The organism is Dechloromonas hankyongensis (assembly GCF_022012295.1).
GTDB classification, from domain to species: domain Bacteria; phylum Pseudomonadota; class Gammaproteobacteria; order Burkholderiales; family Rhodocyclaceae; genus Azonexus; species Azonexus hankyongensis.
Genome location: NZ_JAKLTN010000001.1, coordinates 1,661,246 through 1,675,180 on the forward strand (window position 1 = coordinate 1,661,246; position 13,935 = coordinate 1,675,180).

Genomic DNA, 13,935 nt, shown 5'->3' on the forward strand with positions numbered 1-13,935 from the left:
CTCGGCCATAACTTGACTCAGCTAAAAGCCTTTTAATATCGTTCGCGCAAAATAGCGAAACAGTCTCCGTTCAATTCGTCTCCGCCCATGCCCATCCGTTTGCGACTCGTGCTGCTTGCCGGCATCGCCATACTGGCGATGGCCATCGCGACATGGTTGGGCATCAGTCGCCTGAATGAAACGCGCCACAACGTCGAGCGCGAGGTGTTGCATAACAAGTGGGCCCATGACTGCTCGTCGCTGATTCACTACCTGCAGCGCGAACGGGGCGCCAGTGCCAGCTTCATCGCGTCGAGTCTGAAGGACTTCGATACCGTCAAGAAGATGCGTTCGGACAGCAGCGCCGCGCTCGAGGCCCTGTTCAACAACCCGCTGGCGACCGAACACCGGCTGGCCCGCCTGGGGATGGCCGATCTCCGGGTCAAGCTCATGGAGGTCCGCAACGACGTTGAGCACCAGAGCACCGACTGGCGACGCCTGCGTGATGCCTATACCACCCCCATCAACACGCTGCTCGGGGCGGTATCGTATGAAATGCTGCATGAGGTGGACACCTTCTCGCCCAAGCTGGACATGATTGCCGAACTCGCGCTGGCCCGCGAGGCACTGGGGCTGCTGCGGGCGACGGTGAACAGCGTGCGGACCCAGGCTAGTCGGAATACCAGCGATCTGATCTTCATCGCCGGCGAACTGACCCTCTACCGTCACCACATCGACGTGGTGCGGAGCCATTTCGCCGAATCGGATATCCATTCCCTGCGTTCGGCCATCGACACGCCGGATCACGCCTGGGTCATGGAAGCCATCAATCGGGTACTCAGCAAGTACGATATGGTGGCCGCGCTGCCGGATGGGGAACAGTGGTGGGAACGTTCGACCAAGGTCATCGACTCCCTGAAGACCCTTGAAGATCAGTTGTTTGACCAACTGGCCCGGGAAACTATGGAAAAAGGCCGAGCGCAGAAAAACGTCATGCTGTGGGTGTCCGCCGGCATGTTCGCGATGCTGCTCGTCCTGGTCAGCTTCGTCACGATGACCATCACCGTGATGATGCGCGATCTGCGGGAGCTGTCTACGGCGCTCGACCAGATTGTCGAAAAGGAAAACTACGCCATCCGGCTCAAGGATCGCGGCGGGCGCGACGAATGGAGCCACGCTTTCCAGCATTTCAACCGGCTGCTCGAATTTACCGACCGCCTGATCCGGGAGAAGGAAACCCTGGCGTCGATGGACACGTTGACCGGCGTGATGAACCGGCGCGCCTTCCTGAAATATGCCCAGCGCGAAATTACCCGCGCGAACCGCTATGGTCACAACCTGTCGCTGATCTTTCTCGATATCGACCATTTCAAGCGCATCAACGACACTTGCGGCCACGCCACGGGCGACGAGGTGCTCAAGATGTTTGTCGATACGGTAAAAACGAGAAGCCGCGACACCGATCTCATTTCCCGCTGGGGCGGGGAAGAGTTCATCATCATGACGCCGGATACCGGCATCGACGGCGCGCAGAGTTTTGCCGAGTCGGTTCGCCAATGCGTTGCTGCCGCCGAGTTCCCCGGCATCGGGCATGTCACCTGCTCGTTCGGAGTGACGCAGTGGAAGCGCGGGGAAACCTTCGAGGCCTTTTGTTCGCGGGCCGATGTGGCGCTGTACGAGGCCAAGCAAAGCGGGCGCAACCGGGTGTGTGTAGGGTGAAAAAAACAATGAAAGTCGGACACCAGTTACTGCAATGGAGCGATACGCTCGCTACCGGGATCGCCCGGATCGATCAGCAACACCAGATGCTGATCAACATCCTGAACGACGCCAACAACTGCTTCCGCGCCGGAGGAAATGCCGAGGCGCAAGCCAAGGCGATCGAAGACCTGATCGGCTACACCATCTATCACTTCGACTCGGAAGAGGAGCTGATGGAGTCGGGTGGCTATGGCGATCGCTTGCCCGACGACGAAAAAGCCCACGTGCGAGAGCACCGCGCCTTCGCCAAGGCCGCCACCGAGTACCAGTTGGCGCTCAAGCAAGGCAAGGCGATCGACCACGAAACGCTGTTCGGTTTCCTGAACAACTGGTTGGTCAACCACGTGATGGGGACAGACCAGGAGTTGGGGAAATTCCTCAATGGCGGCTGTTAGTTGGTGCAGGGAGCAGCGCCTGAGCTGAAATTGGCCTTAAAAGCGGTTTGCTTGTGAATCACAGTGGCGAAACCGCTTTGCCACAGTCATTGCACGGCCACACCTTGTCCGCCTGGAACGAATCGTTTTTATGGCGGTCGGATAAGTCGTCATTCCGGAGGAGGCGTGGATCATGAAATTGTTTGCTCGCATAGGCCTGGCTTCGCTTGGGGTCTCCGTTTTGTCGATTTCTCTTGCCGGTGTCGCCGAGGAAGCTGCAAAGCCAGGATCGGCGGCCCGGACCATCCTGGCCGAAGATGAAAAACTCCAGGCCTTCGAGATTCGTCAGATGCCAGGGGAGGTCAATACGGCAGTGACGTCCGGCACCCGGGTCATCAGGGCGCTCAAGGGAGGGACGCTGTTGAGGACCTATGCCGATGGGAGGACCGAGCAATCCAATTGGCAAACCGGTGATGTGCAGATCCAGGGGCCGGGGCCGCAATATACGGTGAAGAACGTTGGCGATAGTGAAGTCGTGCTGTACGTCGTTCGTCTGAAATAAGTGCGCGAACGGCTGGGTGTAAGGGAATTGTTCATGAAGCACGCTACGTTGCGCGCCACGGTGCGGCGATCGCTTGCCGTGGTCGCGGCCTTGGGCTGCTGCGTAGCGACCGCCGCCGAACTTCATGTTTTCGCTCCCAATGCCGTCAAGGAACCCCTTGAGATCATCGTCGCACGATTCGAGAAATCCTCAGGTCACCGGGTTGTGCTGCGTTGGGCCGGCACCGAGGCCATCACCAAGCGGGTTGGCGACGGAGAAACGGCAGATGTCGTGGTCAACGCCACACAAAATATCGAAAAGCTGACCGCTGACGGCAAGTTGGTCGACGGCTCGCGTACCGACTTCGCCCGGTCGGCAATCGGCGTCGCGATACCGGAGTCGCTGCCCCGGCCCGACATTGCGTCGGTCGATGGGCTGAAGCAGGCGCTTCTCGCGGCCAAGTCAGTAGCCATCTCTTCCGGCACGAGCGGCCGCTATCTCCTGAAGATGTTCGACCGGCTGGCGATTCGCCAGCAGATTGAGGCAAAGCTCGTGCAACCCCCTTCCGGGGCTCAGATCGGCGAGATCATCGCGCGGGGCGAGGCCGAACTCGGCTTCCAACAGGTGAGCGAACTCGTCCATGTACCGGGTATCCGGTATCTCGGCCCGCTTCCGCCGGAGATTCAAAACTACACTGTCTATTCGGCTGCCATACACCGCCAGGCCCTGCAGCCCGGGGTCGCCAAGTCCTTTCTCGGGGCGTTGCGAGAGGCCGAGGCAGCGACTGCAATCGGCCAGTCGGGCATGGAGCCGGTCAGGTAGGCGGTGTTCGCTGCCTTGGCTGTCTGACAGCCTGGCCGGGCTGGACTGGCGAAGCCATGTTTTGTCGCGTGAAGCGCGCGTCGGCCAGGCACTCGCGTGCCGGACGATGCTTTTGCCAGGGCACCGGTTTGCCTTGAAATCGGCGGGTGGTGACCTAGCATTAACCTATGGCCAGCGCAGCCAAAGGACGGTCATTTGGTATGAAGCCGAGTCAAGTTCAAAACAACTGATCTCCAGATATATCGCCGGGTTCGGCAATTGCTCAGGGTAACGTGGGTTTCCAGGGTTCGTGGCGAACATCGTTATAGGAGCAAAATCATGAAACATCATTCCATGCTCAATTCTTTCTGCGGCCTGCTGATTGGGCTGGCCGGCGTTTCGGCGGCCGTAAATACGCCATGGGCGGCAGATGTCGGAATGCCGGTACTCAGCAAGTGGTCGGCCAAGACCATGGTCGTGCCCCCTCAAGTACCCGCAGCCGCGTCAAGCAATGCGACCGAAGAGAGTCGCCATGCAAAAGGCGCGCAAGGTCCCATCCGTAGAGACTACAACGACCCGATGGTCGGAGCCGATGCGGAAACCTTACGCCGCGACCTGCAAATGGACCGCTATCCGTTCAATAACCGGGTGAGTATTCCTTGATGGATTGGGCACCGGTTGCGGGAATTCGTGATGCCGATTGTTACGCAGCGGTTTAATGACAATTACAATGGTCACGCCACTGTCTGAGCGGGATGCTACTTCCGTCGAGAAGCGGCATGCCGTTCGGGAAGTACCCATTCAGGAAAGAAGCCCCATGCGTATACAAGCGTCCGAATCCCTGCTGCTGGTCGTCGATCTCCAGAGCGGTTTGCTGCCCGCCATCGACGGCGGCGAGGCTGTCCTTTCGCAGGCCACCTGGCTGGTGGATGTCGCCCGAACGATCGGTATTCCCATGCTCGTGACAGAGCATTGTCCGCAGCGCATCGGCCTCACCGATTCGGCGCTGCGGGCGCGTTTTTTGGCGGAGTGTATCGTCGAAAAGACCCATTTCTCGGCCGTTACCGAAGGCGCCTTGCTCAAGGCCGCACCGGCCGGCCGGCGCCAGTGGGTCGTCGCCGGAACGGAAGCCCATGTCTGCGTTCAGCAGACGGTACTCGACCTTCTCGCCAGCGGCCATAGCGTTTTCGTGGTGGACGAGGCGGTCGGTTCGCGCCGGGCGCGCGACAAGGAACTGGCCCTGGGCCGCATGCAGCAGAATGGCGCCGAAATCGTCAGCCGCGAAATGGTCGCCTTCGAGTGGCTGGAAAGTGCCAACAACCCGGCGTTCCGCGACGTACTGCGCCGGTTCATTCGCTAGCTCTGGCGGACAGCAAGCAATCAGGTCGATGGTTGCAGGGCGATGACGGCCATGCCGATCAAGGCGATTGCGGCGCCCAACACGTCCCAGCGGGTCAGCGCGACGCCGTCGACGAGGCGTAGCCACAGCAGTGCCACGGCGATGTACATGCCGCCGTACGCGGCATAGGTTCTGCCCGCTGCCGCCGGATGGAGCGTCAGCAGCCAGGCGAACAAGGCCAGCGAAAGCGCAGCCGGAACCAGCAGCAGTGCGGTCTTGCCCTGCTTGACGACCAGCCAGGGCAGGTAGCAGCCGACGATTTCGGCAATTGCCGTCACGGCAAACAAAAGGCTCAGGCGCAGCAATTCCATGTCGATTTCCGTCGCGGTGTGGCTTGCCATGTTGCCTGAAAAAGCCGTGAACCGCGTTGGGAGTGGGGAAGCCGGGGTGAGGCAGTCTCTAGATGCTGGCCTGGCGGCTACGCCGGCGGAAGAGGCGATAGACGGCACGCCAGCGGCGGAGCAACAGCGCCAGGATGCCGCGACGCGTCCGGCGCAACTTGCGGCGCAGGGCGAGCAGGGCGGCACGGGTGCGCCGGTAGATCGGGTGGCGGTGCAGCGTGTCGAACACGTAGGTGCGGAAAAGGATCACCGCGCCATAGGATCGCGCAAACCAGCCGATTTGCATCAGTTGCGGCTTGGTAAGAGTAAAAATGTGCGCGACCAGCGCCGTTCCCACCACCTTGGCGGCGAGGAAGGTGCCGACGCCGAGCAGCGGCGCGCCGTGCGTCAGGAAATAGAGGCCGATCACCTTGAAGGGCAGCAGGGCGGCGCCGGGAATCAGGAAGCAAGCCAGTGCCAGGTAGCGCGGCGCCCGGGCGATCCACGCCTCGATGCGGCGCAGCAGCGGCCAGCCGCCGATCAGCGCCATCAGCCGTTCCAGCGGCTCCCACAGCCATTCCCAGAACCACAGCAGCAAGGCCGCCAGGGCGATGAAGGGCGGCGTCAGCAGGCGTTTCAGTCTCTGTTCCATGCCGGAATTTTCCATGCGATGGCAGGAAATATAGCCGAACGGCCGGCATTTGCCTGCCTGATCCCGGTAACCGGGTGTGACGGTGGCTGACCGAACGGCCGTCGGGGTGGGGCGGCTTGAAAAACCGGTCAAAAACGACGAACATGCCGCCCCTTCTCCGCCTCTTCTTCATCCCTTCCCGGACCTTCGCCATGGCCTTCAAAGACAGCATGCCGCAATTCCAGATTCTCGAACTGTCGCGCATCGATCCCGATCCGCAGCACGTCCGGCAGAGCATCAACGAAGAGGCCCTGAAGGGGCTGGTCAACGCCATCGAGAAGCTGGGCGTGATCCAGCCGCTGATCGTGCGGCCGGGGGCCGACGGCCGCTACGTCATGCTGGCCGGCGAGCGGCGCCGGCTGGCCGCCATCCAGGCCGGTGAAACCGCGGTGCCGGCGGTCATTCGCGCCTGCACCGACGAAGAAGCGCTCACCGTGCGTGTTTTCGAGAACATCGGCCTGGGCGTCCGCTCCGCGCTGGAGCCGCGCGACATGGCCAACGCCATCCAGGCCATCGCCGAACGCTTCGAATCGCCGGAAGAGGCCGCCCAGTACTTCGGCCGGGCGCCGACCTGGCTCGCCCAGGCCACGGCGGCGGCCAATCTGTCCGAGAAGGTCAGCGCCCTGCTCGATTCGGGCAAGATTGCCAGCACTGGCGCTGCCGTCCAGCTCGAAAAACTGGCCAAGAAAAACGAATCGCGGGCCGAAACGCTGATCGAGCAGATCGAACAGTTGCCCGAGGGTGAAAAGGCCTCGAAGAAGCTGGTCGACGCCGCGCTGCAGCAGGAGAGCGGGCGGGCCAGGAAGGAAGAGCCGGCGCCGGAACCCGCTGCACCGGCCGTCGCCGAAACGGCCCCTGCCGCCGGTATTGCGCAGCCGGTAGTGGAAGCGTCGCCGCCGTGGGAGGAAGCCGCCGAACCGAAGCTGCAGGCCACCGCGGTTGCCGCTCCCGCGACCGCACCGCGCAGCCGGGTCAGTCCGGGCAAGGTCAAGCTCGTCGCCGACCTGCTCGGCCTCAGCGAGGATGACGAAGAAGAGCTACTGGTCCGCCTGATCGACGAATTCCTGGCTCTCAAGGGGGCGTAGTCCGACGGCTGGCGGCCATGGCGCGCCGGCTGCATTACAAATTTGTAATCTTGCCGTCAGCGGTCTGTTGGGCTGGCGGGCACAAAATCGGCGCATCGACCATCCATTTAAGGAACCGCCATGCGCCTGCTGTTTGCCCTCCTGCTTTCCGTCAGCCTGCCCGCCTTCGCCCAGCACAATCACCCAGCCGGCCATATGGCGGCGAAACAGGATGCACCGCTGACCGACGGCACGGTCAAGAAGATCGACAAGGCGGCGGGTGAAGTCGTCATCCAGCACGGCCCGCTAGACAGCATCGGCATGCCGCCGATGACCATGGCCTTCGGCGTCGCCGACAAGGGCTGGCTGGGCAAGTTGAAGGCCGGCGACAAGATCCGCTTCGCGGCCGAGATGAAGGGCAGCCAGGCTATCGTCAGCCGTTACGAAATAGCCAAATAAAGTTGAAGTGAGGCGGCGATGAAACATGCGCGCGGCGCTCTGCTGCTGATCCTTGCCCTTGCTGGAACGGCGCAGGCCGAGCCATTGCCCGGTGCCAGCGTCGAATCGCTGCTCGCCGCCGCCCGCGAGCACAGCCCGGATGTGCGCATGGTGCGCCTCGAAGCCGAGGCGGCGCGCGAACGCATCCAGCCGGCCGGCGCCTTGCCCGACCCGGTGCTGCGCGTCGAACTGGAAAACATCACCAGGAACGGCAGCCAGGGCGCGACGCTCGACCCCAGCCGCACTGGCGACACCAAATACACGCTGATGCAGCCGCTGCCCTTCTGGGGCAAGCGCGACCTGAAGCGCGACGTGGCGGCGGCCGAGGCGACCCAGGCCGAAGGCCGGGCTGCCGATACCTGGTCCGAGGTCGCCAGCCGCATCAAGACGCTGTACGCGCAATACTGGCTGACCGGCCAGTCGCTGCAACTGACTCGCGAGAATATCGAACTGACCCGTCGTCTCGAACAAATCGCCCAGGCCCGTTACACCGGCGGGCTGGCGGCGCAGCAGGACGCCATCCGCGCCCAGCTCGAGCGCAGCGCGATGGACGCCGAACTGGTCGGCATGGAGAGCGAATTCCATCACCTGATGGTTTTCCTCAACGCCATGCTGGCCCGGCCGAGCGGTGCGGCGCTGGCTGAGCCGGCGGTCTTGCGTCCGGTTCCCGCCCGGCTCGACGAAGCCTCCCTGAACGCCCGCCTGCTCGCCAACAACCCGCAACTGGCCATCGAAGCGGCGCGCGTCGGCGGCGCTGAAAAGAGCCGCGATCTGGCTTACCGCAACCGCTATCCGGATTTCACCCTCGGCGTGGCGCCGATGCAGGTGCAGAACCGCGTCGATGCCTGGAGCCTGATGCTGGAAATGAACCTGCCGCTGCAGCAAGGCACCCGGCGCAGCCAGGAACGCGAAAGCGAACGCATGTTGGAAGCGGCGGCGGCACGCCAGGAGGCGCTCGGTCACCGGCTGCGCGGCGACCTGACCGCGGCGCTGAGCAACCTTGACGGCGCCCGTGCCACCGAGCAGATCAGCCGCAACCGCCTGCTGCCGCAGGCCGAACTGACTTTCAAATCGGCGCTGGCCGGCTACGAAACCGGCAAGGTGGATTTCGCCACCCTGCTCGACGCCCAGCGCCAGATCCGCAATGCCAAACTGGCGCTACTGCGCGCCCAGGCCAGCCAACAACTGCGGCTGGCCGAAATCGAACGCCTGCTCGGAGAAGACTTGTGAAAAGCGGCTACACCCTGATTTTCATCGCCGTCGCCCTCACCGTTGGCGGTTTCGCCGGTGGCTATCAGTTTTCCCGGCAGCACGCCGATGGGGTCGCTGCGGCGCCCACAGCCACCGAAGCGACGGCCGGGTCAAAAAAGAAACTCCTGTACTACCGCAACCCGATGGGCCTGCCCGACACCTCGCCGGTACCCAAGAAGGACCCAATGGGCATGGACTACATCCCCGTCTATGAAGGCGAGGAGGCCGGCGGCGACGACGGTGCTGGCAATACCAGCCTGAAAATCAGCGCCGAGAAGGTCCAGAAAATGGGCGTCAAGGCCGAGCCGGCGAAGCTGCAGGCGCTCGACCGGACGGTGCGCGCCAGCGGCCGGGTCGAAATCGACGAAAGCCGCACCACCACGGTGACCGCCAAGTTCGAGGGCTACATCGAGCGCCTGCACGTCAACACCACCGGCCAGCCGGTCGGCCGTGGCCAGCCGCTGTTCGAAGTGTACAGCCCGGAACTGGTCTCGGCCCAGCGCGAATACGCCATCGCCGCGCAAGGCGTGGGCCAGCTCAGCGCCGCCGGCGGCGAAGCGCAGGGCGCGATGCAGCAACTGGCCGAATCGAGCCTGCAGCGGCTGAAGAACTGGGACATTTCCGACGAACAGATCAAGGCCCTGGCCCGCTCCGGCAATGCCAAGCGGACCCTGACCTTCCGCGCCCCGGCGGCCGGCATCGTCACCGAGAAAAAAGCCATCCAGGGCATGCGCTTCATGCCCGGCGACGTGCTGTACCAGATCGCTGACACCTCGTCGGTCTGGGTTCAGGCCGATGTTTTCGAGCAGGACATTGCGGCGGTGGGCGTTGGCCAGAAGGCGAATATCCGTATCTCCGCCTATCCCGGCGAAGTCTTCGCGGGCCGTATCGCCTACGTCTATCCGACCCTGAAGGCGGAGACGCGGACGGTGCCGGTGCGCATCGAACTGGCCAACCCAAAAGGCCGGCTGAAACCGGCGATGTTCGCCGAGGTGGAGATTCCTGTGGCCGGCGCCGGCTCGGTGGTCAGCGTGCCGAACTCGGCGGTGATCGACACCGGCAAGCGGCAGGTGGTCATCGTGCAGCTCGGCGAAGGGCGCTTCGAGCCGCGGGTGGTCCGTCTTGGTGCCCGGGGCGGGGAATTCGTGCAGGTGCTGGAGGGGGTGAAGGATGGGGATATGGTGGTTACCGCGGCCAATTTCCTGATTGATGCGGAGAGCAATTTGAAAGCCGCACTGGGCGGGATGCAGAAGACGGATTTGCCTTCGGCTGCCGCCAAGCCGGCGGTGGTGGGGCATAAGGGGGTGGGGGTTTTGAATGCCTTCGATGCGGCTTCTGGAACGGTGACTATTTCGCATGAGCCGGTGGCTAGCTTGAAGTGGCCGGCGATGAAGATGGATTTTGTTTTGGCGAATGGTTCGTTGGGGGCTGGTTTGAAGCCGGGGGCGGCGGTGGATTTCGAGTTTGTTGAGCGGTCGCCGGGGGAATGGGTGGTTACTTCTTTGGTGGTGCGGAAATGAGCATTTGTTTTGTTCAACCGTTGCTTTCCGCCTTGAGGGCGGGCGTACTTTCTTTTGCTTCGCCAAAAGAAAGTAGCCAAAGAAAAGGCGACCCCTGGGTCGGCGCCCCTTCGGGGTTCCTTGCGCTACTCGGCAGGCCGGGCGGTTCGCATGAACTCGCCTGCGGCTCAAACAATGCGAACCGACTGCCCCCGGCCCGCCTGTGTTGCTCAGCGCCTCTCAAGGGGACCCGAAAGGCGTCTCGGGACTGGGCACCGTCCAAAAAAACAAGAGTTGTGTTTGCCTCTGGACAACACCTGCAATTGAAACCGGTGATCGCACCCGGATGTTTTCCCGGGCCCCTTGAGAGGTGCCGAGCAACGCAGGGCTTCGCGGAAAAAGGGCGAGGACTGTCTGAGGGGCGCAGCCCCGAGTTCCGCAGCCCCCGCGAAGACCGAGTAGCGCAGGGAACCGGCGCAGCCGGCACCGACCTAGGGTCGCCTTCTTTTTGCTTACTTTTTCTTGGCGAAGCAAGAAAAAGTGAGACGCCCCGCAAGGGCGGAACCCACCCGCAAATCAAGCGCGCGGCTTAGAGCCAAGAAAACATGCTCAACCCCCTAATCACCTGGTCCGCCAAAAACCGCTTCCTCGTCCTACTGGCCACCATCTTCATAACAATCGCTGGCATAGCCGCGGTCCTCAAAACCCCCCTCGACGCCATCCCCGACCTCTCCGACGCCCAGGTCATCCTGTACACCGAATTCCCCGGCCAGGCGCCACAGGTCGTCGAGGACCAGGTCACCTATCCGCTGAGCACCGCCCTGCTGTCGGTCCCCAAATCCAAGGTCGTCCGCGGTTTCTCCTTCTTCGGCGCCTCCTTCGTCTACGTCATTTTCGAGGACGGCACCGACATCTACTGGGCCCGTTCGCGCGTGCTGGAGTACGTCAATTCGGTATCCGGCAAGCTACCGAAGGGCGTCAGTCCGACGCTCGGCCCGGACGCGACCGGGGTGGGTTGGGTCTATCAGTACGCCGTGCTGGCCAAAGATAAAACCCTGGCCGAGCTGCGCACGCTGCAGGACTGGTACCTGCGCTACCAGCTGGCCAAGGCGCCGGGCGTCGCCGAGGTGGCGAGCATCGGCGGCTTCGTGCAGCAGTATCAGGTCACCGTCGATCCGATCAAGCTGCGCACTTACGGTATCCCGCTGATGCGCGTCGCCGAGGTGATCCGCAATTCCAACCGCGACGTCGGCGGGCGGACGCTGGAGATGGCGGAGACCGAGTACATGGTGCGAGGCCGCGGCTATCTGCGCGGCAAGGGCGACATCGAGAACCTGGTGTTGAAGGCGCAGAACGGCACACCGGTGCGCGTCGCCGAAATCGGCCGCGTCGAGCTGGTGGCCGACGAGCGGCGCGGCATCACCGAGTTGAACGGCGACGGCGAGGTGGTTTCCGGCATCGCCATGTCGCGTTACGGGCAGAACGCGCTGGAGGTCATCCACAACCTGAAGGCCAAGGTCGCCGAGATCGGCGCCGGGCTGCCGGAAGGCGTGCGTATCGAGACCGTCTATGACCGTTCGGAACTGATCCACCGCGCCATCGACACGCTGAAACGGACGCTGGCGGAAGAAAGCCTGATCGTCGCGCTGGTCTGCATCGTTTTCCTGCTCCACCTGCGCTCGGCGCTGGTCGCCATCATCATGCTGCCGGTCGGCATCCTGGCCGCCTTCATCGGCATGCGCGCGCTCGGCATCAACGCCAACATCATGAGCCTGGGCGGCATCGCGATTGCCGTCGGGGCGATGATCGACGCCGCCATCGTGATGATCGAGAATGCCCACAAGCATCTGGAGCGGCTCAAGCCCGGCGAGTCGCGCAGCGAGGCGATGATCAATGCCTGCAAGGAAGTCGGCCCGGCGCTGTTTTTCAGCCTGCTGATCATCACCGTCTCCTTCCTGCCGGTGTTCACGCTGGAAGCCCAGGAAGGCCGACTGTTCGCGCCGCTGGCCTGGACCAAGACCTTTTCGATGGCCGCCGCCGCCTTCCTGTCGGTGACGCTGGTGCCGGTGCTGATGCTGCTGTTCATCCGCGGTGACATCAAGCCGGAGGCGCAGAACCCGGTCAATCGCCTGCTCATCCGCCTGTACCGGCCGATCATCGCCTGGGTCATGCAATGGAAGAAGGCGACCATCGTCGCCGCCCTGATCGGCATGGCCATCACCGTCTTCCCGGCCAGCCGGCTGGGGTCGGAATTCATGCCGACCTTGAACGAAGGCACGCTGTTCTACATGCCGACCACGCTGCCCGGCCTGTCGGTGACCAAGGCGGCCGAACTGCTGCAGACCCAGAACAAGATCATCAAGAGCTTCCCGGAAGTCGCCTCGGTGTTCGGCAAGGCGGGCCGGGCGCAGACCGCCACCGACCCGGCGCCCATGGAGATGTTCGAGACGGTGATCAACCTCAAGCCGGAAAGCGAATGGCGCCCGGGCATGACCGCCGACAAGCTGATCGCCGAGCTCGACAAGGCGCTGCAATTCCCCGGCGTCGCCAATTCGTGGACCATGCCGATCAAGGCACGCATCGACATGCTGTCCACCGGCATCCGCACGCCCATCGGCATCAAGGTGTTCGGCAAGGACCTGAACGAGATGGAGCGCCTGGCCAAGGAGATCGAAACGGTGGTCAAGGCCGTGCCCGGCACCAGCAGCGCCTTCGCCGAACGGATCACCGGCGGCTTCTACCTCGACATCGTGCCCGACCGCGCCGCGCTGGCCCGCTACGGCCTGACCGTCGGCGAATTGATGGATGTCGTCGCCGCAGCACTGGGCGGCGAGATGGTCACCACCACCGTCGAAGGCCGCGAGCGCTTCGGCGTCACCGTGCGCTACCCGCGCGACCTGCGCAGCGATCCGCAGGCCATCGCCCGCGAGGTGCTGGTGCCGGTGCCGGCGGAAATGGGCGGTGCGGCGGCCATGGTGCCGCTCGGTCAGCTGGCCGAAGTAAAGATCACCACCGGCGCCCCGGCCATCCGCACCGAGAATGCGCTGCTCTCGGCCTACATCTACGTCGATATCCGCGACCGCGACATCGGCTCCTACGTCGCCGAGGCACGCAAGGCGGTCAATGAGCAGGTCAAATTCACGCCCGGCACCTACGCCACGTGGAGCGGCCAGTTCGAGTACATGGAACGGGCCACCGAAAAGCTCAAGGTGGTCGTGCCGATCACGCTGCTCATCATCTTCCTGCTCCTCTACCTGAACTTCCGGCGCATTACCGAAACGCTGATCGTCATGCTGTCGGTGCCCTTCGCGCTGGTCGGCGGCATCTGGCTGATGTGGTGGCTCGGCTACAACCTGTCGGTCGCCGCCGCCATCGGCTTCATCGCGCTGGCCGGCGTGGCGGCCGAAACCGGGGTGGTCATGCTGATCTACCTCGACCACGCCTGGCAGGAAGTGCAGGCGAAATGCGCCGCTGAAGGTCGGCGGCCGCAGGCGGCCGATCTCTACGCCGCGGTCATGGAAGGCGCCGTCGAGCGGGTGCGTCCGAAGATGATGACGGTGACCGCCATCATGGCCGGCCTGCTGCCCATCCTGTGGGGTACCGGCACCGGTTCGGAAGTGATGAGCCGCATCGCCGCGCCCATGGTCGGCGGCATGATTTCCTCGACGGTGCTCACCCTGGCGGTGATCCCGGCGATCTACGCGCTGCTCAAGGAGAAGGCGCTCCGCCGCTGACAGTGGAGGATGGGCCGCGGCAG

At 63.4% G+C, this 13,935-nt stretch carries 13 protein-coding genes; 11 read left to right on the forward strand and 2 right to left on the reverse strand.

The window, feature by feature from the left end; translation table 11 throughout:
- Nucleotides 1-87 precede the first annotated feature (87 nt).
- The 6 genes from LZ012_RS07905 to LZ012_RS07930 all read left to right on the forward strand — a co-directional run bounded on the left by LZ012_RS07905 (nucleotide 88) and on the right by LZ012_RS07930 (nucleotide 4,816).
- Complete coding sequence (locus LZ012_RS07905) at nucleotides 88-1,698, forward strand: GGDEF domain-containing protein (protein ID WP_275709342.1); 1,611 nt, start codon at nucleotides 88-90, stop codon at nucleotides 1,696-1,698.
- An 8-nt stretch (nucleotides 1,699-1,706) separates the two neighbouring features.
- Complete coding sequence (locus tag LZ012_RS07910; RefSeq protein ID WP_275709345.1) at nucleotides 1,707-2,135, forward strand: bacteriohemerythrin; 429 nt, start codon at nucleotides 1,707-1,709, stop codon at nucleotides 2,133-2,135.
- Nucleotides 2,136-2,307: 172 nt separating this feature from the next.
- Nucleotides 2,308-2,676: a hypothetical protein gene (locus LZ012_RS07915; protein WP_275709348.1), complete on the forward strand. Its 369-nt coding sequence runs from the start codon at nucleotides 2,308-2,310 to the stop codon at nucleotides 2,674-2,676.
- Between the two features lie 33 nt (nucleotides 2,677-2,709).
- Entirely contained in the window at nucleotides 2,710-3,477 is a 768-nt protein-coding gene (locus tag LZ012_RS07920; protein ID WP_275709350.1) for a molybdate ABC transporter substrate-binding protein, read from the forward strand.
- 318 nt (nucleotides 3,478-3,795) lie between these two features.
- A complete protein-coding gene (locus tag LZ012_RS07925) occupies nucleotides 3,796-4,119 on the forward strand; it encodes a hypothetical protein (RefSeq protein WP_275709352.1) in 324 nt (107 codons plus the stop codon).
- 154 nt (nucleotides 4,120-4,273) lie between these two features.
- Entirely contained in the window at nucleotides 4,274-4,816 is a 543-nt protein-coding gene (locus LZ012_RS07930; RefSeq protein WP_275709354.1) for an isochorismatase family protein, read from the forward strand.
- Between the two features lie 20 nt (nucleotides 4,817-4,836).
- Here LZ012_RS07930 and LZ012_RS07935 read toward each other — a convergent pair whose 3' ends face one another.
- The gene (locus LZ012_RS07935) at nucleotides 4,837-5,196 is read right to left on the reverse strand and encodes a YnfA family protein (RefSeq protein WP_476728683.1); all 360 of its coding nucleotides are present in this window, start codon (nucleotides 5,194-5,196) and stop codon (nucleotides 4,837-4,839) included.
- Nucleotides 5,197-5,254: 58 nt separating this feature from the next.
- On the reverse strand, nucleotides 5,255-5,827 hold the full coding sequence (locus LZ012_RS07940; RefSeq protein ID WP_275709356.1) for a hypothetical protein: 573 nt from the start codon (nucleotides 5,825-5,827) through the stop codon (nucleotides 5,255-5,257).
- Between the two features lie 143 nt (nucleotides 5,828-5,970).
- Here LZ012_RS07940 and LZ012_RS07945 point away from each other — a divergent pair, with 143 nt between their 5' ends.
- The 5 genes from LZ012_RS07945 (at nucleotide 5,971) to LZ012_RS07965 (ending at nucleotide 13,912) form a co-directional block, all read left to right on the forward strand.
- Nucleotides 5,971-6,951: a ParB/RepB/Spo0J family partition protein gene (locus LZ012_RS07945; protein WP_275709358.1), complete on the forward strand. Its 981-nt coding sequence runs from the start codon at nucleotides 5,971-5,973 to the stop codon at nucleotides 6,949-6,951.
- A 120-nt stretch (nucleotides 6,952-7,071) separates the two neighbouring features.
- Entirely contained in the window at nucleotides 7,072-7,389 is a 318-nt protein-coding gene (locus LZ012_RS07950) for a copper-binding protein (protein WP_275709360.1), read from the forward strand.
- 18 nt (nucleotides 7,390-7,407) lie between these two features.
- Complete coding sequence (locus LZ012_RS07955) at nucleotides 7,408-8,658, forward strand: TolC family protein (protein WP_275709362.1); 1,251 nt, start codon at nucleotides 7,408-7,410, stop codon at nucleotides 8,656-8,658.
- Nucleotides 8,655-10,199, forward strand: coding sequence for an efflux RND transporter periplasmic adaptor subunit (locus LZ012_RS07960; protein WP_275709364.1), 1,545 nt, complete (start codon nucleotides 8,655-8,657; stop codon nucleotides 10,197-10,199). Before LZ012_RS07955 ends, LZ012_RS07960 begins: the two co-directional genes overlap by 4 nt.
- 584 nt (nucleotides 10,200-10,783) lie before the next feature.
- On the forward strand, nucleotides 10,784-13,912 hold the full coding sequence (locus tag LZ012_RS07965) for an efflux RND transporter permease subunit (protein ID WP_275709366.1): 3,129 nt from the start codon (nucleotides 10,784-10,786) through the stop codon (nucleotides 13,910-13,912).
- Nucleotides 13,913-13,935: the final 23 nt, after the last annotated feature.

What these genes read in the sequence shown, in the direction of transcription:
- LZ012_RS07925 (WP_275709352.1), top strand. Translation starts at nt 3,796, where the DNA reads ATGAAACATCATTCCATGCTCAATTCTTTCTGCGGCCTGCTGATTGGG.
- LZ012_RS07950 (WP_275709360.1), top strand. Translation starts at nt 7,072, where the DNA reads ATGCGCCTGCTGTTTGCCCTCCTGCTTTCCGTCAGCCTGCCCGCCTTC.
- LZ012_RS07930 (WP_275709354.1), top strand. Translation starts at nt 4,274, where the DNA reads ATGCGTATACAAGCGTCCGAATCCCTGCTGCTGGTCGTCGATCTCCAG.
- LZ012_RS07935 (WP_476728683.1), bottom strand. Translation starts at nt 5,196, where the DNA reads ATGGCAAGCCACACCGCGACGGAAATCGACATGGAATTGCTGCGCCTG.
- LZ012_RS07910 (WP_275709345.1), top strand. Translation starts at nt 1,707, where the DNA reads ATGAAAGTCGGACACCAGTTACTGCAATGGAGCGATACGCTCGCTACC.
- LZ012_RS07965 (WP_275709366.1), top strand. Translation starts at nt 10,784, where the DNA reads ATGCTCAACCCCCTAATCACCTGGTCCGCCAAAAACCGCTTCCTCGTC.
- LZ012_RS07955 (WP_275709362.1), top strand. Translation starts at nt 7,408, where the DNA reads ATGAAACATGCGCGCGGCGCTCTGCTGCTGATCCTTGCCCTTGCTGGA.
- LZ012_RS07905 (WP_275709342.1), top strand. Translation starts at nt 88, where the DNA reads ATGCCCATCCGTTTGCGACTCGTGCTGCTTGCCGGCATCGCCATACTG.
- LZ012_RS07915 (WP_275709348.1), top strand. Translation starts at nt 2,308, where the DNA reads ATGAAATTGTTTGCTCGCATAGGCCTGGCTTCGCTTGGGGTCTCCGTT.
- LZ012_RS07940 (WP_275709356.1), bottom strand. Translation starts at nt 5,827, where the DNA reads ATGGAACAGAGACTGAAACGCCTGCTGACGCCGCCCTTCATCGCCCTG.
- LZ012_RS07945 (WP_275709358.1), top strand. Translation starts at nt 5,971, where the DNA reads ATGCCGCCCCTTCTCCGCCTCTTCTTCATCCCTTCCCGGACCTTCGCC.
- LZ012_RS07920 (WP_275709350.1), top strand. Translation starts at nt 2,710, where the DNA reads ATGAAGCACGCTACGTTGCGCGCCACGGTGCGGCGATCGCTTGCCGTG.